The sequence below is a fragment of the Bradyrhizobium sp. S3.7.6 genome (assembly GCF_054061875.1).
Map to the genome: position 1 here is coordinate 541,348 of NZ_JBSSEQ010000001.1, position 20,499 is coordinate 561,846.

A 20,499-nucleotide genomic window follows, 5' to 3' on the forward strand; every position below is an offset into this window, starting at 1 on the left:
TGGCCGAAATCAGGCAGGCGAAATGATCCTGCCCGGAGAAAGGTCCTAAATTCAGGACTCTTTCTTCTTCAGGACCTGACGGCCCTTGTACATGCCGGTCTTGAGGTCGAGATGGTGCGGACGACGGAGCTCGCCGGAGTCCTTGTCTTCCGCATAGGTCGGCTTCTTGATGGCGTCTGCCGAGCGGCGCATGCCACGACGCGACGGCGAGGTTTTTCTTCTCGGAACGGCCATTTCAATATCCTCTAGGGATTGGTGTTGTCAGGGCATCGTCCGCGAGGGGACGGCTCAGCACCCGCAAACCGAGGCGAGCTGAATGCCGATCAAGGCCGGGCTTATAGAGGAAGGCTGGCCGTAAATCTAGGCTTTTGGACCGGAAAATACGTCCGAAAAGGGCCCAAAATCAGCGATTTTCCCGCCAGCAGGTCAAAAGCGAGTTCGCCTGCGCCCTCGCCACATAGGTCCCCGCCAGCCGCCGGACGCCAGGCCCGGGGGTCCGGGCGCTCCGTTTGACCGGATTGGGCAGGATCGAGGCCAGAAGTGCCGCCTCCCGAGGCGAGAGGTTGGCCGCCGATTTGCCGAAGGCATAGGCGCTGGCCGTCTCGACCCCGAACTGGCCCTGGGGACCGAGCTCGGCGATGTTGAGGTAAATCTCGAGGATTCGCGCCTTGGGCAGGACGAGATCGATCCACAGCGCCAGCGGGAATTCCAGCGCCTTGCGGACGAAATCCCGCCCCTGCCAGAGGAACAGGTTTTTTGCCACCTGCTGGGTGATGGTGGAGGCGCCCCGGAAGGGCGTACCGTCCTCCTTCGCATCGTCGATCGCCTCGCGCAGCGCGCCCCAGTCGATGCCATGATGCTTGCAGAAATGGGCGTCCTCGGCCGCCACCACCGATCGCAGCAGTGAGGGCGACATCGCGGCCAGATCAGTCCACTCCCGATGCATCGGCGCACCCCGGAGCGACCGCCAGGCCATCAGCGTCGAAACGGGATGGCCGGTGCGGTAGAACGGCGCGATCACGTAGGGCGCGAGAGCCACGACCACGAGCGCTACCAGCAGGGTCTTGACGATGCGCAAATCGACCTTTCCGGCGCAAAATGAAACGCGGCCACGGATCCCGCCATTAAGTCTGTGATAATTCTGGCCTTTTCCAGCACTTTTTAGGCCTTCCAAACGATTGACTGAGGCGGGCGCATAAAGGATTGTCCCGCCGAATTTTAGTTCTGGAGCCCTTCTTGATGACCGGCACGTCCCCGTCCGATTTCGCCAAACGCCTGGACAAGACCGCTGATGACACCGAAGCCCTGCTTGGACGCCTGCTGGCGGACGACATCCTGCACGATGAGATCGCCCGTCCCAAGCGACTGATGGACGCAATGCGCTATTCGAGCCTGAACGGTGGCAAGCGCCTGCGGCCGTTCCTGGTGGTCGAGAGCGCCGCCGTATTCGGCGTTCCCCGCGAAGCGGCGCTGCTCGTGGGCGCCGCGCTCGAATGCATCCACTGCTACTCGCTGATCCATGACGACCTGCCGGCGATGGACAATTCGGACCTGCGCCGCGGCCGCCCCACTCTGCACAAGAAGACCGATGACGCGACCGCGATCCTCGCCGGCGACGGCCTGTTGACGCTCGCCTTCGACATCGTCACCCGCGATGAGATCCACCGCGACGCCAATGTGCGCCTCCTGCTGACGCGCGCGCTGGCGCGCTGCGCCGGCATCGGCGGCATGGTCGGCGGCCAGATTCTCGATCTCGCCGGCGAAGGCCGTTTTGGCGGCAACGAGCCGATCGATGTCGCCCGCATTCAGCAGATGAAGACCGGTGCGCTGCTGCGCTACGGCTGCATCGCCGGCGCGATTCTCGGCCAGGCCTCGCAAAAGGAATATCAGGCGCTCGACGATTACGGCCGCGCGCTCGGCGAAGCCTTCCAGATCGCCGACGATCTGCTCGACGTCGAGGGTGATGCGGCGGCCCTCGGCAAGCCGGCCGGCGCCGATGCCGCACTCGGCAAGACCACCTTCGTCACCCAGCTCGGCATCGAAGGCGCCAAGCAGCGCGTGCGCGACCTGCTCGCGCGGGCCGACGGCGCCGTGTCGATCTTCGGCGACCGCGCCGCCGTGCTGCAAGCCGCCGCGCGCTTCGTCGCCGAGCGGAAGAACTGATGTAGTGCACGATCTTCACCTCGCCCCGCTTGCGGGGAGAGGTCGATATTCAGGCGCAGCTTGAATATCGGGTGAGGGGGAGCCTCCGCGAATCCAGCTCTCACCGTCCTTGCGGAGGCGCCCCCTCACCCCGACCCTTTCCCCACAAGCGGGGCGAGGGAGCAGGCCGCCGCTGCGGCGACAACGAGAGTTGAGCGAGAGGGCTGGAGCCATCATGGCCACCGACAAAGACGATCCCGTCCTCGTCCGCTTCCGCAAGATGTCGCGGCCGATGCGGCTGATTTACGCGCGGCCGCGCACCTTTATCGCACTCGCTGCCGGCATCCTGGTCTGCTTGCTGCTGCCGGGATCGCACCGGCTGGTGACGCGGCTGCTGTTCGGCTGGGATGCGTTGATCGCGGTTTATCTCGTGCTGGTCTACGCGATGATGCTGTGCAACGACCAGCAGCACATCCGCCGCAGTGCCGCAATGCAGGACGACGGCCGCTTCGTGATCCTGCTGGTGACGGCGATCGGCGCCTTCGCCAGCATCGCAGCGATCATGTCTGAGCTCGGCACGCCGCATCGCGGGGCGTGGGAGTTGACCATCGCGATCGCCACCATCGCGCTGTCATGGGCCGCCGTGCACACGACCTTCGCGCTGCATTACGCCCATGATTATTACCGGCACCCGCCGGGCGGATTGCAATTTCCGAGCGGCGATAAGGAAGATCACGCCGATTATTGGGACTTCGTCTATTTCTCGTTCGTGATCGGCATGACCGCGCAGGTCTCCGACGTCGGCATCACCGACAAGACCATCCGCCGCACCGCGACCGCGCATGGCATCGTGTCGTTCATCTACAACACGGCGCTGCTGGCGCTGACAGTGAACATCGCGGCAAGCGCGATCTCGAACTGACGTCATCCCGGCAAGTGCCGAGACGACGGCGTCGATGGCGCGGTCCTAGTTGCACACCTCGGCATTGGCGTCGTTGCCGGGGCCGCCGCCGCCGCGATATTCGAGATGACAGCCGCGGTTGACCGGACGGCAGCTGCCGCCATTGCAGAAAATCTGCCCGCCACCCGAGGCGCGGCCGGCGCTCGCGGCAGCCGCAATGCCCGCTGCGGCACCATCGCCGCCCGCCGCGCCACCGGCCTGACGGCGCTGCCGTGCGGGACGCTCATCGCCGTCGTCGCGCTTGGCGGTTGCGCGCTTGGCCGTCGCAGGCTTGGCGATGTGCTGCTTCTCGCACGCATTGTCGTCGTTGATCGCATAGCCCTCACGGCAAACGATCTTCGTGCACGTGTCGCCGTCGGCCTTGAAGCCGTGCTCGCAGACCAGCGGGCAGACGCGCGACGGCTTTGACTTGACGGTATCGAGCGCATCGGTGCTCGCCACTTTCACGTCGAGCCTGGTGCCGGCGTAACGGTTGAACTGCGACAGCGAGCGCCGCGAAGTTGTATTCCAGTTGCCATCGGCCTGCCCGGAGAAACAGCCGACGCGGCCGAGCTCGGTCTGCACCAAGCGGCTGAGGTCGACCGGCGTGGTCGTCGACGTCAGTGAAGCGACGCTGGTGCCGGCGGGGCTCGCCGTGCTGGCGGGTGCAGCACCTGGCGCCGCGGCGGCGAGGTTGACGCGCTGCTGCTCGGCCGCGGCTGCCTGCTGCTGCACCTGCTCCTTGGCCTTCTGCGCGGCGAGCTGCGCCTGCTCGGCGGCCTTCGCATCAGCCGCGGCCTTGGCCTGCGCATCCTTCTGCGCGCCGAGGGCGGCAAGACGATCGCGTTCGGCCTCGGCCTGCTTCGCCTTCTCGGTGGCCGCCGCATGGGCCTGCTCGGCACCGATTTTGTCGACCTGAAGCTTGGCGAGATTCGCATAGAAGCCGTCAGGATGCTGGGCCAGGAATGCCTCCCAGGCCGGCCTGTTGCCAACCTGGAGCGCGAGCTCGTAGTCGCGGCGGATATCGGCCGCCTGCGGGTTCGCCACCGGCGCCACCGGAGCGGCCGCGACCACCTTAACCGGCACCAGCGGCACGTCCTCGCCGCCGAGCGAGCCGTACACGAACGGCTCCTGCTTGTTGCCGGTCGATTTGAGCACGTCGTCGCGCACGAAGCCGAAGGCGCGGCGGACGTCGAGGCCCGGCGTCGTCAGATGCTTCGACAGTGCCATAGTAAAGGGGCTGTTGGCGCCGTCGCCGTCCTGCGCCGTGAAGCCGGCCTTGGCCGAATACGCGATCAGCGTGTTGGGGCTGTTCGGCTCGACCTGGGCCAAGCCGCGGCCGATGCCGCGCGAGACAACCGTGCGCTTCATGGTCTTGCCGAACGGATTATCGCGGCAGGCGTCGAGGATCACCAGGCGAAGCTGCTTGGCGGGCTCGACCGTGACCAGGACGCGGTCGAGCGACAGCCCCTGGTCGTAGACATCGGTGTCGCGTTCGAGCTTGGCGTCAACAGGGATCAGATAGTTCGAGCCTTCGACCTCGATGCCGTGGCCGGCATAGTAGATCACGGCGATGTCGGCATCGCGCGTCGCATCGGCAAAATCGCGCAGCACCCGCCGCGTCTCCAACGCGGACAGATCATGCCGGGACTCCACAATTTCGAAGCTGGCGTCCTTCAGCGTCTTGGCCATCACTGCACCGTCATTGACGGGGTTCGCGAGCGACGGCGCGTACTGATACGACGAGTTGGCAAGGACCAGCGCCACGCGCTTTCCGGCGAGAGCGGGCGCAGCGCCGAACAAGAGAGCCAGAAAAAGCGGACAAAGTCCGAGCAGGCTACGCATGACAGAACTTCCAGAGATCGGGAGCAATTCGGTCGCCCTTTGGGGATTGCCTTAGCAGAATCCGCCATCGCATTTGTGATGGAGATCACGAAGACGATGCCGGCAAACTGCCAAGGAACTCTTTAGTCTCGCCGGAGCGATAGCGGTTCGCTGGCGCAGGCCAAGTATGCGCTCAGTCACCCCCGATGTGTCCCCGGTATTGCGGCAGCTCGTCCGTGATCTCATGCCAGGGCGCTTTCGAGCCCACGAAGATGTGGGCGCTCGGCCGAATCGAGGGGGCGTCAACCAGGGTTCCCATGGCGACATGGACCCATTTTCCCTCGCGCACCCGGGAATAAAGCAACGAGCCGCAGCGGGCGCAGTGCGCGTCGTGGGTTGTGTCGTCGCCATAGATCAGGCGCTGGTCCTCGCCACGGACGATGCGGAGCTTGTCCTGCACGATCCCGGCGAACGGCTTGAAGGCGGAGCCGGTGGTGCGGCGGCAGTTCGAACAGTGGCAGTTCAGCGCGTAAGAGAACGCGTCCGCGACCTCGTAGCGCACCGCACGGCAATAGCATTCGCCGGTGAGGATACGAGCGTTCGAATTTTCTGATCCGGTCATTCCAGCGTCCTCGCGCAATTGACGCAGACACCCATAGCGCATTTTGATGCGTACGACTAAGTTCGCCCCGAGCCATCATTCAAAGGGGTGACCCATGAGCCAGAACCGTTCGAGCGTCGAAGCCGTCGTGCAATCCTATTTCGACGGACTTTACGAAGGCGATGCCGAAAAACTCGGCGCCATCTTCCATCCCTCCGCCGATTTGCGCTGGGTCGAGAAGGGCGAGCTTCAGGTGCTGACCGTCCCCGACTGGCTCGACCGCGTCCGCAAGCGCCCTTCCGGCAAGGCCGAAGGCAAGCCGCGCGAGGATTTCATCGTCACCATGGACCGCTCGGATGACAAGACCGCCTTCATCAAGGTCAGGTGCCAGCTGCCGCCGCGCTTTTTCACGGACTACCTGGTGGCGATGAAGCTCGCCGACGGCTGGCAGATCGTGTCGAAATCGTACCGGTATGACCTGAGGGAGTGAGGGCACCCTCGCACTGCCCGAAATCCGGCACACTCGCCCCGCATTCTCCGTCATTGCGAGCGCAGCGAAGCAATCCAGTCTGTCTCCGCGGAAAGATTCTGGATTGCTTCGCTGCGCTCGCAATGACGATGTCTGAAAGTCCCTTATGCCTCTCGACCGCCGCTCCCTGCTCGCCTCGCTCGCCTGGATCGCCGCCTCTCCCGCGCTCGCCACAGACGCGCCACCCGAGCTCGAATCCTACGAGCGCGAAACCGGCGGGCGGATCGGGGTCTATGCCGAGAACCTCGCGACTGGTGCGAAGCTCGCATGGCGCGCCGACGAGCGCTTCGTCATGTGCTCGACGTTCAAGGCTTCGCTCGCGGCCTGCGTGCTGGCGCGGGCCGATCGCGGCGAGGAGCAGCTTGCGGCCATGATCCCCTACGGCAAGGCCGACCTGCTCGACTACGCACCTGTCGCCAAACAAAATCTCGCCGCCGGCGCGATGTCGGTCACCGACATGTGCAAGGCGATTGTCGAGCTCAGCGACAACACCTGCGCCAACCTGCTCTTGGCGCGGATCGGCGGCCCCGCCGCGCTCACGGCCTTCTGGCGATCGCTCGGCGACACCACCTCGCGGCTCGACCACAACGAGCCCGAGCTCAACCGCTCACCGCCCGGCGATCCCCGGGACACCACGACGCCGGCGGCGATGGCCGGCAATCTGAAGCGGCTGGTGGTCGGCGAAGCATTGTCGCCGGCCTCGCGGACCCAGCTCACCGAATGGATTGTGGGCTGCAAGACCGGCGCCAACCGGCTGCGCGGCGGCCTGCCGGCAGGCTGGAAGATCGGCGACAAGACCGGCAACAACGGCAAGGATGCGTCGGGCGATATCGCGGTCGTCTGGCCCAAGCTCGACAGTAAGCCAGATGTACCAATCCTGATCGCGGCCTACACCCAGGGCGGCAGGCCCAACGCCGCGCAGATCGAAGCCGTGTTCGCGCGCGTCGGACGCATGGTGGCCGAACGGCTGGCGTGAGCCGCGACGCATTGACCTTTTGGCCGCTTCCGGGCCAAGACAGGCCATGATCGCAGCGAAATTTCAGACCTTTCTCATCCTGCTCACGGTGCTGGCCGGCACCGCGCTGGTCGCCCGCCGCTTCAACATCGCGCCCGCCATTCTCCTGATGCTCTCAGGCGTCGGCCTCGCCTTCGTGCCGGGCATGCCGCCGGTGGAACTGCCACCGGAACTGGTGCTGCTGATGGTGCTGCCGCCGCTGATCTACTCGGCGAGCGTCGCCATGAGCTGGCGCGAGTTCAGGAACAATCTGCGGCCGATCGTGCTGCTCGCGGTCGGCGCGGTGATCTTCACCGCGGCGCTGGTAGCTACTGCCACGCATTATGTGATCGGCCTGCCCTGGACCATCGGATTCCTGCTGGGCGCCATCGTCGCGCCGCCCGACGTGGTGGCGCCGCTCGCGATCGCGCGCCGTCTGAACATACCGCGCCGGCTCCTGGTCATCCTCGAGGGCGAGGGACTCGCGAACGACGCGACCGCCCTGATCCTCTACCGCTTCGCGCTTGCGGCCATCATGGTCGGCCATTTCTCACTGCCGCTGGCGGCCGGCGAGTTTGTCCTCATCGTCGCCAGCGAGATCGCCTTTGGCATCGGCATTGGCTGGCTCTCCCTTCGCTTCCGCAAATGGTCCAGGGATCCGCAGGTCGAGCTGACGCTGTCGCTGATCACGCCCTACGTGTCCTACTGGCTGCCCGAGCATCTCGGCGGCTCCGGCGTGATCGCGACCGTGGCCTGCGGCCTCTATGTGAGCTGGAACGGGCCGCTGCTGATCTCGGCGTCGACCCGCCTGCAAGGCATCTTCTTCTGGGATCTCATCATCTATCTGATCGAGGGCCTGCTGTTCCTGCTCACCGGATTCCAGATGCGGGCACTCTACGAGAAGTCGAAGGCGTTTCCGCTCGACGATATCATGATCGCGACCGCGGTGGTTTTGACGGTCATCGTCATCGCACGCTTCGTCTGGCTGTATCCTGCGATCTATCTGCCGCGGATATTGAGCAAGAGCCTGCGCAAGCGCGACCCATCGCCGCCATGGCAATGGCCGTTCGTGCTCGCCTTCACCGGCGTGCGCGGCGCGGTGTCGCTGGCGGCCGCGCTGGCGCTGCCGTTCACGTTGCCGGGCGGCGAGGCCTTCCCGTATCGCGACCTGATCCTGTTCGTCGCCTTCGGAGTCATCTTCGTGACGCTGATCGGCGTCGGCCTGACGCTGCCGCCGGTGGTGCGCTGGCTCGGTGTCGCCGAGGCCGGCCGCAACGAGCATGTCGCCGAGCACGAGGCCGAGATCTCGGCACGCCGCCAGGCGCTCGAGGCGGCGCTGAAGTCGCTCGACGCAATGACCGAGGAAAAGGATGTGTCGGACGAGGTGATGCGGCTCCTGCGCGCGCGTCACGAGATTCGTGTCAACCAGCTTCCGGATTCACTCGACCCCAACCATCACGACGTCTCCGCCGCCGGCACCGCCCTGACCCGCGACCTGATCGTCGCCGAGCGAAAGTTCATCCACGACCTCCTGCGCGACGGCCAGATCACCGACGAGACGCGGCGCCGGATCGAGCGCGACCTGGACCTGGAAGAGGCAAGCCTTGCGAACAGGGAGTATCGGGGGGGTGCCGTTGTAGCCTTTTCGTCATTGCGAGCGAAGCGAAGCAATCCGGACTGCTGCCGTGGAAAGACTCTGGATTGCTTCGCTTCGCTCGCAATGACGGCAGCACCAACTATCGCCTCTCGCAAAATTCCCCGACCCCCGCCGCAACGGCGCCCGCAATCATCTCCTGCCGCTCCGACGAGTTCATCTCCATCTCCTCGTCGCGGTTGATGATCGAGCCGGCCTCGAGCAGCACGGCCGCGCTTCTCGCTCGCGACAGCACGACGAGCCCGTCATAGCGGTAGACGCCGACATCCTTGTCGAGCAGCTGGCGTCGGTAGCGGCCCATCACCGGCAGGGTGTATTGGCTGGCATAGTGCAGCCCCTGCTCCTTCAACTGCCTGCCGATCATCCGGGCCAGCTTCAGGCTGCTGGTGAAGTGTGGATTGCGCTCGGACACGAACAGCGAGTGACCCGAAAAACGGTCGCTAAAATAGCTCTTTGCGCCGTCGAATTCCCAGGTCTCGAGCAGCTTGTCCGGCACTGAGTCGTGATGGATCGACAGCACGAGATCGGCCCGGCCGTCATTCGCGGCACTGACGCGCTTGAACAGGCTCGGCCGCGCCTTGCCGTCCGTGACGAGCAGCCGGGTTGCGGTAAAGCCTTCGGATTTGAGTTTTGCCGTGACCAGCCTTGCGAGCCGGAAGTTGAAGCCGAACTCCGGATCATTGCGCGCGCTCAACGCGCCGTAGGAGTCCGGGGTGTGCCCGACGTCGACGACGATCCGAAATTTTCGCGGCTCGCATTTCTCCGGTGCGGGCGACGGCTTAGGTCTGGCTTTCGCAACCTTTCGGGCCGGGGCAGCACGGCCCGCGTCGATCGACGGAAGCAACATTGCGACCAGCGACACGAGGAGAATTGTGACGATGCCTCGTCCTAACGACAAGTCCTACTCCGCTGCCGCGATCCGCGGCCTCCCGACGAAGTCGGCGACGTCGCCGAAGCGCTGCACGACGATCGCAACAACTCGCCCATTCCCGTCCCCAAGCCGGACTCGGTCAGGAACTTGTTGTCCTCGGCGCGGAGCATGGCGGATCCTCCCGATTTGATTTTCGGGAAGATTGGCGCGGACGCGGGAAGACGTCAACGCAAGCACGGCTTCGTGAAGTGGGTTGGCGCAGCGTAATCGCCGCCTTTATCGCAGGCCGAAGGGGGCAGATCTTAGGGCTCCTATCCGCCCCCATCGCAATTACCTGACGGTGACGGCGACTGTGTATACCTTGCCATTATCCGGGTCGGTAGGGTCCGCCGTCACGCGCCGATACGTGAAGGAGTCTTCACCGACATAACCCTTCTTGGATTGGTACACCACGCTGGTCAGCCGCACGGTCTTGGCCTCTCCGCTTCTCAATTTGCGTTGCCCGGTGCTCGCTCGCGTCGTCACGGCACCGCTCTTCGGCGGAGTCACGACTTCAATGCTGACGGGCCAGACCTTGCCACTGCTGTCGACGCGCCAGTGTCCGCCGCATTTGCAGATTTCCTTTGCCTCGCCCGATTTCACGACGAGCGACGTGTTCCCCCCGCCCGCATGTGCGCCACAGAGGATTCCGAAGAACAGGACGAGCCCCGCGGTGATTTTGATCAAGAGGGCCGACGGTAGGCGTACCGGGTAGGTTGTCATTTCATAAGTCTCCAATGAAAAAATCTTAGAGTTATTGTATGGGATTGTTCCGGCTGGCGAGGCCGATGCACTCGTGCCCGGCTATCTCAAGGTTCTCGCGACTCGAAATCCAACGTTGCTCACGCGTCCTTCGGACTGCACGCCGTAACGGCTCCCCGCTTCGACTGCATCCGCCTTGCTGACCCAGGAGCCTCCCCTGAGGACACGCTGCTCGCATCGGCCTTTCAGCCAAGGACTCCCGTCCACAGGCGCGCCCTCATAAGTGTCGTTGACGCAATCCTCGACCCATTCCCAGATATTGCCGTGCACCTGATAGAGGCCCCACGGATTCGGCTGGAAGGAATCGACAGGAGCCGTCTTTTGCCCGGAGGCACCCTTTGCATTCTTGTCCTGGCTGGCCCTGTCATCGTAGTTGGCCTGGCCCCGAGACACGGAGACTCCCCACCAGAACGATGACGTCGTTCCCGCGCGCGTCACATATTCCCGCTCGGCTTCGCTCAGGAGGCGGTACGTCTTGCCGGTGCGGGCCGACAACCAGGCTGCATAGCTCTTGGCATCCGACCAGGAAATGTTGATCGCCGGTCGTCTCCCGCGGCCCCAACCGTTGTCCCAGGGCTTGTACCCATTGCATCCCCCATCGGCGACGCAGGCGTCCCATTCCGCAAACGTGACAGCGTAACGGCCAACCGCGAATGAATGGGCGAACGTCACCTTGTGGCGAGACGATTCCGCGGTGCGTTTCGATGCACTCTCCGACGTCCCCATCATGAACGCGCCCGGCGGGACCACAACCATCTCCGGACACTTTTCACATTCCTTGAAGCTGGCCTTCTGCTTCAGAGCCGCCTCTTCCGAATCGGACAACACCTTGATGCCGATCGCAGTCAGTCCTTCGCGCTGCGGGGTCGTGTCTGGAGCCGGAAGCGTGGCGTTGGTGGAGGCCATCTGCACCGCCTGTAACGCCTTGAACCGTTCGCGCGCCTCTGCGGAGCGCGCGCTTTCGGGAAATTTGCTCAGAAACTCTTCGAACATCGCCGGCGAGCGCCCATCCTTTATCGCGTTCCAGACGATCTCGTCGGTTGCGGGCGGGGGCGGAGGAGGTGCCGTTGTCGCCGCGCGTTCCTTCTTCAGCTCGTCACGACGCGACAGTGCGGCGGAGAGGTGCGAACTGTTCGAATATTTGACGGAATACTCCTCGAAGATCGCGGGGTCGTGCGACTCCTTGATCGCGTTCCAGACGATCTCATCTGCAGGCGGAGGTGGCGGCGCTTGAGCAGCAGCGATCTCCTTCCGCAGGTCATCCCCTCGCTGTCGTGCGGCCGCGATGTGCGGGCTCGCCGCGTATTTACTCACGAACTCATCGAAGATCGCGGGATCGCGCGATCCCTTGATCGCGGCCCAGACGATGTCCTCGGCGGCGGGAGGTGGCGGAGCTTGCGCGGCGGCAATCTGCTTTTTCAGCTCATCCCTGCGCCTCTGGGCGTCCGCCAGATGCGGGCTTGCCGGAAACTTGCTGGCGAAATCATCGAAGATTGCCGGATACGTCGAGCCTTTGATGGCATCCCAGACGACCTCGTCGGCGGTCGGAGGCGGTGGAACGCGGGCGGCAGCGGCGGCGATCTGCTTTTGCAGCTCGTCGGCGCGCGATTGCGCCTCGGCGCGATGCTTGCTGGCCGGAAACTTGCTGAGGAAATCATCGAAGATTGCGGGATAGTTCGAATCCCTGATCGCCGTCCAGACGATTTCGTCGGCGGTCGGCGGCGGGGGTATGCGCGCGGCAGCCGCAGCTTGCGCCTGCTTGAGCTCATCACGCCGTGATTCGGCCGCCTTCAGATGTGGCGTCGTCGGAAACTTCGCGATGAAATCCTCGAACACGCCCGGATAAGCCGAATCCTTCACGGCGTTCCAGACGATGTCATCCGTCGTTGGCGGTGGCGGCAGTTTCGGTGCATCGACGATCGAGATGACAGAGCCGCCCAATGATCCGTAGACGAACGGCTCCTGGTGACGATTGGTGACCTTCAGCACTTCGTCGCGAACTCGGCCGAACGCAATCCTCAAGTCCAAGCCGGGAGCGGCGATGTTGTGCAGCAGCGCGGCCGTGAAAGGACTGTTTTTGGCATCGCCGTCCAGCGCAACCGATCCGGCCTTGGCCGCGAAGGCAATCAGCGTATCGGATATCGCCGGCTCGACCTTGGCCAACCCGCGACCGATCGATCGGGACGCTATGGTTCGCTTCATGGTCTTCAAGAACGGGTTGTCCCGGCACGCATCCAGGATGACGAGGCGAAGCCGCCTGGTGGGCTCGATTGATTTCAGAATGCGATCGAGGGAAATGGCTTCATCCTCAATGTCGAAATCGCGGGACAACTTCGCGTCGACGGGGATGACGTAGTTTGCACCATCGACCTCGATGCCATGGCCGGCGAAATAGACGACGGCCACGTCGGCATCGCTTGCCATCTCGGCGAAATCGCTGATCGCGCGCCGCATGTCTGAAATACCAAGATCACGGCGAGCATCGACCGCGGAGAATCCTGCAGATCTGAACAGGGAGGCAATCTCGGCGGCGTCATTCCGGGGATTCGGAAGGCTCGGGACATTCCGGTACGACGAATTGCCAATCACCAGGGCGACGCGCTTCTCGGCCAGCGCCTGACCCGCGAACCCGTAAAAAACGAGCGCAAGAATGGTAGCCGCCACCCAGCGCATAATTCCCCCCAAATCGCCCTTTGCGAGTATATCGCTGGTTGTAGCCCCTGCAAGCAGCACCGCGAGCCCACATCATTCGACGGGGGCGATCCCAAGTCCGTGATTCAGGTCACTGAGCGATTGGCGACGGTGGCCGTTTAAATCGGCCGCTCCCCCTTCACCGTGACCCGCGTGCCCGAGCGCGTGTGCGGCCAGTAGTCCCACATCGCGCGGTGCTGGGTGCAGCGGTTGTCCCAGAACGCGATGGCGTTCTCGGTCCAGCGGAAGCGGCACTGAAACAGCGGGTTCTCGGCGTGCTGGTAGAGATAGGCGAGCATCGCATCGCTCTCGTCGCGCGGGATGCCGTTGATGTGGCGGGTGAAGCCGCGGTTGACGTAGAGCGCCTTCCTCCCCGTCACCGGGTGCGTGCGCACCACCGGATGCTCGGCGCTCGGATAGGACGGACGATCGGCGACGCCGTAATTGGCGTAAAGCCCGCGATAGATCGGCTCGCCGTCATGCAGCGCGGTCAGCCCGTCGAGATACGCCTTCATCCGATCCGACAGCGCCTCATAGGCCGCGTACATGTTGGCGAACAGCGTGTCGCCGCCGCGCGGCGGGCACTGCTTGATGTAGAGGATCGAGCCCATCGGCGGCTCGAGATCGCAGGACACGTCCGAATGCCAGCCCTCGCCGTTCGCCCGCGGCGAGTTCTTGTCGGCGTAGATCTTCATCAGCGCCGGATCTTCGTCCTCGTGAGGTGCTGCGGGATGGAAATGCAGATCGCCGAACTTGCGGCCGAACGCGAGATGCTGTTTTGGCGTGATGTTTTGATCGCGGAAGAAGATGACGAGGTTTTCGGCGAGCGCGCGGTGGATCTCGTCCATCTGCCGGTTGGAGCGGGCATCGCCATCGACGAGGCTGCCGAGGTCGACGCCGGATATTTCCGCGCCGATGATGGGGGTGAGCTTTTCGACCGCGATGGTCTCGTAAGCCGCGCCGTCTTCGGCCGTGTGGCGATAGCGCGGACCCTGCTTGCCGGATAGCGAGCTCATGGGTGTTACTCCCAATCATTGTTGATTGGGGACATCGTAGCCCGGACGCAGCGAAGCGCAATCCGGGAACGGTCGTTCCGCGGTGGGCAGCGCCCCGGATTTCACGGTCGCGCAAAAAATAAGGCGGGTTACGCTTGCGCTAACCCGCCTTACAATTTCAATGTTGAGTGGGCGCTTACTCCGCTGCGGTCACCGGCACCTTGGCGCCCTGGCCGTAGCGCTGGTCGATATAGTCGATCACCAGCGCCTTGAAGTCGGCGGAGATGGTCGGGCCGCGCAGCGTGCGGAATTTCTTGCCGTCGACGAAGACGGGCGCGGCCGGGGCTTCGCCGGTGCCCGGCAGCGAGATGCCGATATTGGCGTGCTTGGATTCGCCGGGGCCGTTGACGATGCAGCCCATCACCGCGACGTTGAGCTCTTCGACGCCCGGATATTTCGTCTTCCAGCCCGGCATCTCGTCGCGGATGAACGCCTGGATCGAGCTCGCCAGCTCCTGGAACGTGGTCGATGTGGTGCGGCCGCAGCCGGGGCACGCCGCAACCAGCGGCACGAAGGTGCGGAAGCCCATGGTCTGCAGCAATTCCTGGCCGACCTGCACTTCGCGGGTGCGGTCGCCGCCGGGCTCCGGCGTCAGCGAGATGCGGATGGTGTCGCCGATGCCCTGCTGAAGCAGGATGCCGAGCGCGGCCGACGAGGCCACGATGCCCTTGGTGCCCATGCCGGCCTCGGTGAGACCGAGATGGATGGCGTAATCGGAACGCGCCGCGAGATCCTGATAGACCGCGATCAGATCCTGCACCGCCGACACCTTTGCGGACAGGATGATGCGATCCTTGGGCATGCCGAGCTCTTCGGCGCGCGCGGCCGAGAGCAGCGCCGACTGCACCATGGCCTCGCGCGTCACCGCGCGCACGTCGCGCGGATTGGCGGACGCGGCGTTCTCGTCCATCAGCTTGGTCAGCAACTCTTGGTCGAGCGAACCCCAATTGGCGCCGATGCGGACCGGCTTGCCGTTCTTGTTCGCGATCTCGATGATGTCGGCGAACTGGGTGTCGCGCTTGTCCTTGAAGCCGACATTGCCGGGATTGATGCGATATTTCGCGAGCGCCTCGGCGCAGGCCGGATAGGCCGCGAGCAGCTTGTGACCGATATAATGGAAGTCGCCGATCAGCGGCGTGGTGATGCCGCGCTTGGCGAGGCCGTCGCGGATATGCGGAACGGCAGCAGCGGCCTCCTCGCGGTCCACGGTGATGCGGACCATTTCGGAGCCGGCGCGCGCAAGCGCTGCGACCTGGGCGATGGTGCCGTCGATGTCGGCGGTGTCGGTATTGGTCATCGACTGCACGACGATCGGCGCACCGCCGCCAACGGCGACGTCGCCGACCTTGACCTGGGTGGTCCGGTGCCGGGGCGCCGGGCCCGCGATGTCGGAATCAATGGGGTTTTCGAGCTTGTTCATGGGGTCCAAATATCAGGTTTTGGTGACGTTGAGCAATGCATCGCGCGGCGCCGCAGCCGTTGAGCTGGGACGGTTAACCAGAAAAAGCCCAGCAATTACAAGGATCGCAGCGGCCCCGAATGTCAGGCTCAAGGTGTCGTGCATGATGAAATAGCTACCCACCACGCCAAACAAAGGGGTGATGAAGGTAAAAGCCGACAATTTGCTGGCCGAATAGGTCTTCACCAGCGCGAACCAAAGCGTGAACGTGGTTCCAACCACCCAGATCGCCTGGAAGGCCATCAGGCTGAGCGACAGCGGCGACGGGGTCCGGGTGATGGTCTCCCCAAACAGCCAGGCGGCGGTGCCCAGGATCGGGATCGAGGTCGCGACCTGATAGCCGAGTGCCTTTTCCGGCGCCGCGAAGCGCAGCCGGGTGCCCTTGGCGACCAGTGTGGTCGCCGCCCAAAGCCCTGCGCCGGCCACGATCAGGAGGTCGCCGAGCAGGATGTGCGAATCCACATTGGGCTGCGGCACGCCGATCGCGAGCGCAACTCCGGCAAAGCTCACAGCCAGCCCCAGCCATTGGGTGCCCCCGAGCCGCTCGCCGAGCACCTGGTAGGACCCGAGCGCGACGAAGAACGGCGCCGTGTAGAGGAACACCACCGCGCGCGAGGCCGAGGTCAGGCGCAGGCCCTGGAAAATCAGCACGAACTCGACGCCGAACATCAGCCCGGCGACCAGGCCGGCCTTCCACGTGCCGTCGCGCTCGAAGAATTTGACGCCGCGCAAGCTGCCGACGATGAACAGCACGGGCAACGCACCCATCGAGCGGATCATCGCCTGGAGCATCGGCGGCACCTCCGGCAGCACCAGCTTCACCGCGATCTGATTGAAGCCCCAGGTCAGGCACAGCATGAGCATCACGGCGATGGCGCCGGCACTGAGGGGGCGACCGGCGGACGGTATGGCTTGTGGTGCGGACATTTCTTCCCGAATACCGGCTTGCGCCTTTGTTGCTTTATGCAGCTTTCTGACAATGGGCGCAGACGCCCGTAATCTCCACCACGGACAGTTTTGGTGCGAAGCCTGAGCTTCGCGCGGCGGCATTGAGATCCTTGGCGAAGGACGCCGACGGGATCTCGCCGACCAGGCCGCAGCGCTCGCAGATCAGGAACGCCACCGCCGAGGTCGCGTCGTGGTCGTGGGCGGCGCAGGCGAGGTAGGCGTTGCGGCTTTCGATGCGGTGCACGAGGCCGTTGGCCATCAGGAAATCGAGCGCACGGTAGACCGTGATCGGCGCCGGCCGCGGCATCGACTTTGCCAATTCGTCGATGATCTCATAGGCGCCGAGCGGCCGGTGGCTGGAGAGCAGCGCCCCCAGCACCTGGCGGCGGATCGGCGTGAATTTCTGCGCGCGAGCCTCGCAAACCGTCTCGGCGTGCGCCAGCGCGTCCGCGGTGCAGCGGCCGTGATCGTGGTCAGGCGTCGGAAATGCCGGCTTTGCGAGGGTCATGTGGCCTGCCTTCTAGCATTTCGGCCGTGGAACCCAAAGCGCGACCGGGAATGCGCCTGTCAGCCATGCTCTTGCTGCGGGACAGCGTCCCGCTAATCCGCCACGAAATAATCATAAGCTTGCTTATTATAGTCAAGCTCATTGGAGATAACGTTATGACCCGCGGGTCCGTCGACCAGAACTTCCTGTTTACGCTCGGTGAACTCTACCGCCTCTTGCGGGTCTATGCCGACAAGGAGGCATCGCGCTTCGGCATCACCCGCGCGCAATGGGCGGTCCTGGCCAAGGTCGAGCGCAGCGAGGGCATGAAGCAGTCGGAACTCGCCGAGTTGCTGGAGATGCAGCCGATCACGCTGACGCGCCTGATCGACAAGCTCTGCGACAGCGACTGGATCGAGCGCCGCAGCGACGCCTCGGACCGCCGCGTCAAGCGCCTCTATCTCAAGAAGGCCGGCCGTGCGCTGCTCGGCAAGATGAGCGGCCTGAAATCGGAACTCACGGCGAACGCACTCGACGGCATCAGCCCGGCGGACGCCCACCGTCTCCTCACCCAACTCGAATCCATCAAGGAAAACGTGCGTAACGCGATCCAGACATCCGGCGCGGAACAAGCGCGTAAGGAGCAGCGCTATGGCTGATCAGGTCCTCAAGTTCCAGCCCGAGCAGAAGAGCGACAGCGGCAAGCCCACCAAGAAAGCCGGCACCGATCCGCGCCGCCGCCTGGTGGCGGGCCTGCGCCGCTATCGCCGCTTCCTGCTCCTGGTCGTGCTGCCGCTCGTCGTCGCCGTCGGCGGCCTCACCTTCTATCTGAACGGCGGCCGCTACGTCGGCACTGACGATGCCTATGTCGGCGCGCAGAAGGTCCTGGTGACGCCCGACATCTCCGGCAAGATCCAGAAGGTCGTCGTGAGGGAAGGCCAGATCGTCAAGCAAGGCGACGAGCTGTTCGAGATCGATCCCGTGCCGTTCCGCCTCGCGGTGGACGAGGCCAGGGCGCAGCTGATGCAGGCGCAGTCGACCTATGACAACCTCCGCGCCAATATCAAGATCTACGGCGACATGCTCAACCTCGCGCAACAGGGCGTCGACCTCAAGCAGCGCGACGTCGAGCGCAAGCAGGCGCTGGTGAAGAACAGCTACGGCTCGCAACTCGACCTCGACAACTCCGCGAACGCGCTGGTCACATCAGGTTCGATCGCGCAATACGTCAAGCAGCAGATCTCGACGGCCAAGACGCAGCTGCTCGGCGACACCGACCTTCCGCTGGAGAAATTCCCCCCCTACGCGCAGGCCAAGTCCAAGCTCGACAATGCCGAGCGCAATCTCGACCACGCCGTGGTGCGGGCATCGATGGGCGGCGTTGCGACGCAGGTCGAGCAGATTCAGCTCGGCCGCTACGTCACCGCCGGCACGCCGGTGTTCTCCATCATCGACGTCGCCCACCCCTGGGTCGACGCCAATCCGAAGGAGAGCGACCTCACCCACGTCACCGAGGGACAGCCTGTGACCCTCGAGGTCGACGCGTTCCCGAACCACGTCTTCAAGGGCAAGATCGGTTCGCTCTCGCCCGGCACCGGCGCGCAATTCGCGATCCTGCCGCCGCAGAACGCCACCGGCAATTTCGTCAAGGTGGTACAGCGCGTGCCTGTCAGGATCTATTTCGACGAGACCGACAAATACGTGCGGAAGCTGAAGGCCGGCATGAGCGTCTACGCCACCATCGACACTGGCCACAAGCGCTCGCTCGCCGGCCTGTTCGGATTGTCGGCGACGGCGAACCAGGACAAAGACCAGGACAAGGACTGATCCGATGTCCGGCCCCAATGCCAGCCTGATGGTCCCCGGCCTGCGCAGGAACATGGTGACGATCTGCGCCATGACCGCGACCATCATGCAGGCGCTGGACACCACCATCGCCAACGTCGCCTTGCCCTACATGCAGGGCTCACTGTCGGCCTCGCAGGACCAGATCAACTGGGTCTTGACCTCCTACATCGTCGCCGCCGCGATCATGACGGCGCCGGTCGGCTGGATCGCCAACCGCTTCGGCCGCAAGCGCATCTTCATCATCTGCGCCGCCGGCTTCACCTTCGCATCCGTGCTGTGCGGCTTGGCGCAGGACATCAACCAGATGGTGCTGTTCCGTCTGCTGCAAGGCGTGTTCGGCGCGGCCCTGGTGCCGCTGTCGCAATCGGTCATGCTCGACTATTACACGCTCCAGGAACGCGCCAAGGCGATGTCGATCTGGGGCATGGGCGTGATGATGGGCCCGATCATGGGCCCCTCGCTCGGCGCCTGGCTGACCGAGACCTATTCCTGGCACTGGGTGTTCTTCGTCAATCTGCCGTTCGGCGCCATCACCGTGCTCGGGCTGATCGTCTTCATGGACGAGACCAAAAAGGACATCAGCCTCAAGTTCGACTGGTTCGGCTTTGCCGCGCTGGCGATCGCGATCGGCTCGCTTCAGCTCGCGCTTGACCGCGGCGAGCAATTGGGCTGGCTCGAATCCGGCGAGATCATCGCAGAATTCATTGTGTCGGCCGTCGCCTTCTACTTCTTCCTCGCGCACTCCTTCACGACGTCGACGCCGTTCATCCGCTTCGCGCTGTTCAAGGATCGCAACTTCGTCACCGGCTGCATGTTCATGGTCGTGATGGGGCTCGTGCTGTTCTCGACCATGGCGCTGGCCTCGCCCTACATGCAGAACGTGATCGGCTATCCCATCATCACCGCCGGCCTGCTGCTGGCGAGCCGCGGCTTCGGTACCTTCTTCGCCATGATGCTGGTTGGCCGCATGATGCGTTATTTCGAGGCACGCACACTGATCATCACCGGCCTGACGCTGACCGCGGGCTCGCTGTTCCAGATGACCGGGTGGACCGACCTGACCCAGGTGCCGGAGATCGTCACCGTCAGCGTCATCCAGGGCTTCGGCTTCGGCCTCGTCTTCGTGCCGCTCTCGACGGTGGCGTTCCTGACCCTGTCGAACGAGCTGCGCACCGACGGCACCGCGATGCTGACCCTGATGCGCAACGTCGCGAGCTCGGTCGGCATCTCCGTCGTCATCGCCGAACTGACGCAGGGAACGCGGAGGACCTACGCGATCCTGTCCGAGTACATCAACCCGTTCAACCACGCGCTCCAGATGCCCAGCGTCAGCGGCATGATCAATCTCTCCACCGACGCCGGCCGCGCCATGGCCGACAGGATGGTCAGCGTGCAGGCGCAGATCATCGCCTTCGCACACGACTATATGCTGGTGATGATCTTCATCCTCTGCACCATCCCGCTCGCCTTGCTGATCGGCTCGACCAAGGCCACGCTGCGCAAGCAGGCCGCGGGGCCGGAACATGCGGTGATGGAGTAACCACAGGTGTCATGCCCCGGCTTGACCGGGGCATTCAGTACGCCGCAGCTTCTCCGAATCCCACAACCGTCTCTGGAATACTGGGTCGCCCGGTCAAGCCGGGCAACGACAGCGA

19 protein-coding genes are annotated in these 20,499 nt (G+C 64.2%); 8 read left to right on the plus strand and 11 right to left on the minus strand.

Going from position 1 to position 20,499, the window contains the following annotated elements; genetic code table 11:
- Window positions 1-51: 51 nt before the first annotated feature.
- Both rpmF and mtgA read right to left on the minus strand, forming a co-directional pair.
- Entirely contained in the window at window positions 52-234 is a 183-nt protein-coding gene (gene rpmF, locus ACVJ5M_RS02595; RefSeq protein WP_028149139.1) for a 50S ribosomal protein L32, read from the minus strand.
- A 169-nt stretch (window positions 235-403) separates the two neighbouring features.
- Complete coding sequence (mtgA, locus tag ACVJ5M_RS02600; protein ID WP_354099467.1) at window positions 404-1,078, minus strand: monofunctional biosynthetic peptidoglycan transglycosylase; 675 nt, start codon at window positions 1,076-1,078, stop codon at window positions 404-406.
- 161 nt (window positions 1,079-1,239) lie between these two features.
- Between mtgA and ACVJ5M_RS02605 the strand changes: the two genes are divergently transcribed.
- Window positions 1,240-2,163 carry a polyprenyl synthetase family protein gene (locus tag ACVJ5M_RS02605; RefSeq protein ID WP_063980019.1) on the plus strand — a complete coding sequence of 308 codons (924 nt, stop codon included), beginning with the start codon at window positions 1,240-1,242 and terminating at the stop codon, window positions 2,161-2,163.
- A 214-nt stretch (window positions 2,164-2,377) separates the two neighbouring features.
- Window positions 2,378-3,064 (plus strand): DUF1345 domain-containing protein, encoded by a 687-nt coding sequence (locus ACVJ5M_RS02610; RefSeq protein ID WP_063980020.1) that lies wholly within the window; start codon window positions 2,378-2,380, stop codon window positions 3,062-3,064.
- A gap of 45 nt (window positions 3,065-3,109) precedes the next feature.
- Here the strand turns inward: ACVJ5M_RS02610 and ACVJ5M_RS02615 are convergent, their stop codons facing one another.
- Together ACVJ5M_RS02615 and ACVJ5M_RS02620 are read right to left on the minus strand one after the other, a co-directional pair.
- Window positions 3,110-4,927, minus strand: a complete 1,818-nt coding sequence (locus ACVJ5M_RS02615; protein ID WP_063980021.1) for a caspase family protein — start codon at window positions 4,925-4,927, stop codon at window positions 3,110-3,112.
- Between the two features lie 172 nt (window positions 4,928-5,099).
- The gene (locus ACVJ5M_RS02620) at window positions 5,100-5,528 is read right to left on the minus strand and encodes a GFA family protein (protein WP_063980022.1); all 429 of its coding nucleotides are present in this window, start codon (window positions 5,526-5,528) and stop codon (window positions 5,100-5,102) included.
- A 94-nt stretch (window positions 5,529-5,622) separates the two neighbouring features.
- On the opposite strand from ACVJ5M_RS02620, the gene ACVJ5M_RS02625 reads away from it, so the two are divergent.
- The 3 genes from ACVJ5M_RS02625 (at window position 5,623) to ACVJ5M_RS02635 (ending at window position 8,867) form a co-directional block, all read left to right on the plus strand.
- Window positions 5,623-5,997, plus strand: coding sequence for a nuclear transport factor 2 family protein (locus ACVJ5M_RS02625; protein WP_231143715.1), 375 nt, complete (start codon window positions 5,623-5,625; stop codon window positions 5,995-5,997).
- 145 nt (window positions 5,998-6,142) lie between these two features.
- A complete protein-coding gene (bla, locus tag ACVJ5M_RS02630; RefSeq protein ID WP_063980024.1) occupies window positions 6,143-7,012 on the plus strand; it encodes a class A beta-lactamase in 870 nt (289 codons plus the stop codon).
- Between the two features lie 46 nt (window positions 7,013-7,058).
- Entirely contained in the window at window positions 7,059-8,867 is a 1,809-nt protein-coding gene (locus ACVJ5M_RS02635; protein WP_456679252.1) for a Na+/H+ antiporter, read from the plus strand.
- Here ACVJ5M_RS02635 and ACVJ5M_RS02640 read toward each other — a convergent pair.
- The 7 genes from ACVJ5M_RS02640 to ACVJ5M_RS02670 all read right to left on the minus strand — a co-directional run bounded on the left by ACVJ5M_RS02640 (window position 8,767) and on the right by ACVJ5M_RS02670 (window position 17,017).
- Window positions 8,767-9,531: an N-acetylmuramoyl-L-alanine amidase gene (locus ACVJ5M_RS02640; RefSeq protein ID WP_414643557.1), complete on the minus strand. Its 765-nt coding sequence runs from the start codon at window positions 9,529-9,531 to the stop codon at window positions 8,767-8,769. The two genes, ACVJ5M_RS02635 and ACVJ5M_RS02640, sit on opposite strands and share 101 nt — an antisense overlap.
- A gap of 354 nt (window positions 9,532-9,885) precedes the next feature.
- Complete coding sequence (locus tag ACVJ5M_RS02645; protein ID WP_063980026.1) at window positions 9,886-10,317, minus strand: hypothetical protein; 432 nt, start codon at window positions 10,315-10,317, stop codon at window positions 9,886-9,888.
- A gap of 81 nt (window positions 10,318-10,398) precedes the next feature.
- A complete protein-coding gene (locus tag ACVJ5M_RS02650) occupies window positions 10,399-13,029 on the minus strand; it encodes an SUMF1/EgtB/PvdO family nonheme iron enzyme (protein WP_063980027.1) in 2,631 nt (876 codons plus the stop codon).
- Between the two features lie 137 nt (window positions 13,030-13,166).
- Entirely contained in the window at window positions 13,167-14,063 is an 897-nt protein-coding gene (locus ACVJ5M_RS02655; protein ID WP_063980028.1) for a TauD/TfdA dioxygenase family protein, read from the minus strand.
- 175 nt (window positions 14,064-14,238) lie between these two features.
- Entirely contained in the window at window positions 14,239-15,522 is a 1,284-nt protein-coding gene (ispG, locus tag ACVJ5M_RS02660; RefSeq protein WP_063980029.1) for a flavodoxin-dependent (E)-4-hydroxy-3-methylbut-2-enyl-diphosphate synthase, read from the minus strand.
- A 12-nt stretch (window positions 15,523-15,534) separates the two neighbouring features.
- Complete coding sequence (locus tag ACVJ5M_RS02665) at window positions 15,535-16,488, minus strand: DMT family transporter (protein WP_063980030.1); 954 nt, start codon at window positions 16,486-16,488, stop codon at window positions 15,535-15,537.
- A 34-nt stretch (window positions 16,489-16,522) separates the two neighbouring features.
- Window positions 16,523-17,017 carry a Fur family transcriptional regulator gene (locus ACVJ5M_RS02670; protein ID WP_038943833.1) on the minus strand — a complete coding sequence of 165 codons (495 nt, stop codon included), beginning with the start codon at window positions 17,015-17,017 and terminating at the stop codon, window positions 16,523-16,525.
- Between the two features lie 155 nt (window positions 17,018-17,172).
- Between ACVJ5M_RS02670 and ACVJ5M_RS02675 the strand changes: the two genes are divergently transcribed.
- From ACVJ5M_RS02675 to ACVJ5M_RS02685, 3 genes are read left to right on the plus strand one after another with little or no spacing between them, the layout of a single operon-like run.
- Window positions 17,173-17,655 (plus strand): MarR family winged helix-turn-helix transcriptional regulator, encoded by a 483-nt coding sequence (locus ACVJ5M_RS02675; protein ID WP_014491125.1) that lies wholly within the window; start codon window positions 17,173-17,175, stop codon window positions 17,653-17,655.
- Window positions 17,648-18,823 (plus strand): HlyD family secretion protein, encoded by a 1,176-nt coding sequence (locus ACVJ5M_RS02680; RefSeq protein ID WP_063980031.1) that lies wholly within the window; start codon window positions 17,648-17,650, stop codon window positions 18,821-18,823. The genes ACVJ5M_RS02675 and ACVJ5M_RS02680 overlap by 8 nt, the downstream gene beginning before the upstream one ends.
- Window positions 18,824-18,827: 4 nt before the next feature.
- Entirely contained in the window at window positions 18,828-20,384 is a 1,557-nt protein-coding gene (locus tag ACVJ5M_RS02685; protein WP_063980032.1) for an MDR family MFS transporter, read from the plus strand.
- Window positions 20,385-20,499: the final 115 nt, after the last annotated feature.

What these genes read in the sequence shown, in the direction of transcription:
- ACVJ5M_RS02620 (WP_063980022.1), bottom strand. Translation starts at nt 5,528, where the DNA reads ATGACCGGATCAGAAAATTCGAACGCTCGTATCCTCACCGGCGAATGC.
- ACVJ5M_RS02635 (WP_456679252.1), top strand. Translation starts at nt 7,059, where the DNA reads ATGATCGCAGCGAAATTTCAGACCTTTCTCATCCTGCTCACGGTGCTG.
- ACVJ5M_RS02680 (WP_063980031.1), top strand. Translation starts at nt 17,648, where the DNA reads ATGGCTGATCAGGTCCTCAAGTTCCAGCCCGAGCAGAAGAGCGACAGC.
- ACVJ5M_RS02610 (WP_063980020.1), top strand. Translation starts at nt 2,378, where the DNA reads ATGGCCACCGACAAAGACGATCCCGTCCTCGTCCGCTTCCGCAAGATG.
- rpmF (WP_028149139.1), bottom strand. Translation starts at nt 234, where the DNA reads ATGGCCGTTCCGAGAAGAAAAACCTCGCCGTCGCGTCGTGGCATGCGC.
- ACVJ5M_RS02650 (WP_063980027.1), bottom strand. Translation starts at nt 13,029, where the DNA reads ATGCGCTGGGTGGCGGCTACCATTCTTGCGCTCGTTTTTTACGGGTTC.
- ACVJ5M_RS02670 (WP_038943833.1), bottom strand. Translation starts at nt 17,017, where the DNA reads ATGACCCTCGCAAAGCCGGCATTTCCGACGCCTGACCACGATCACGGC.
- ACVJ5M_RS02655 (WP_063980028.1), bottom strand. Translation starts at nt 14,063, where the DNA reads ATGAGCTCGCTATCCGGCAAGCAGGGTCCGCGCTATCGCCACACGGCC.
- bla (WP_063980024.1), top strand. Translation starts at nt 6,143, where the DNA reads ATGCCTCTCGACCGCCGCTCCCTGCTCGCCTCGCTCGCCTGGATCGCC.
- ACVJ5M_RS02675 (WP_014491125.1), top strand. Translation starts at nt 17,173, where the DNA reads ATGACCCGCGGGTCCGTCGACCAGAACTTCCTGTTTACGCTCGGTGAA.
- ACVJ5M_RS02625 (WP_231143715.1), top strand. Translation starts at nt 5,623, where the DNA reads ATGAGCCAGAACCGTTCGAGCGTCGAAGCCGTCGTGCAATCCTATTTC.
- ACVJ5M_RS02640 (WP_414643557.1), bottom strand. Translation starts at nt 9,531, where the DNA reads ATGTTGCTTCCGTCGATCGACGCGGGCCGTGCTGCCCCGGCCCGAAAG.
- ACVJ5M_RS02605 (WP_063980019.1), top strand. Translation starts at nt 1,240, where the DNA reads ATGACCGGCACGTCCCCGTCCGATTTCGCCAAACGCCTGGACAAGACC.
- ispG (WP_063980029.1), bottom strand. Translation starts at nt 15,522, where the DNA reads ATGAACAAGCTCGAAAACCCCATTGATTCCGACATCGCGGGCCCGGCG.
- ACVJ5M_RS02685 (WP_063980032.1), top strand. Translation starts at nt 18,828, where the DNA reads ATGTCCGGCCCCAATGCCAGCCTGATGGTCCCCGGCCTGCGCAGGAAC.
- ACVJ5M_RS02645 (WP_063980026.1), bottom strand. Translation starts at nt 10,317, where the DNA reads ATGACAACCTACCCGGTACGCCTACCGTCGGCCCTCTTGATCAAAATC.
- ACVJ5M_RS02615 (WP_063980021.1), bottom strand. Translation starts at nt 4,927, where the DNA reads ATGCGTAGCCTGCTCGGACTTTGTCCGCTTTTTCTGGCTCTCTTGTTC.
- ACVJ5M_RS02665 (WP_063980030.1), bottom strand. Translation starts at nt 16,488, where the DNA reads ATGTCCGCACCACAAGCCATACCGTCCGCCGGTCGCCCCCTCAGTGCC.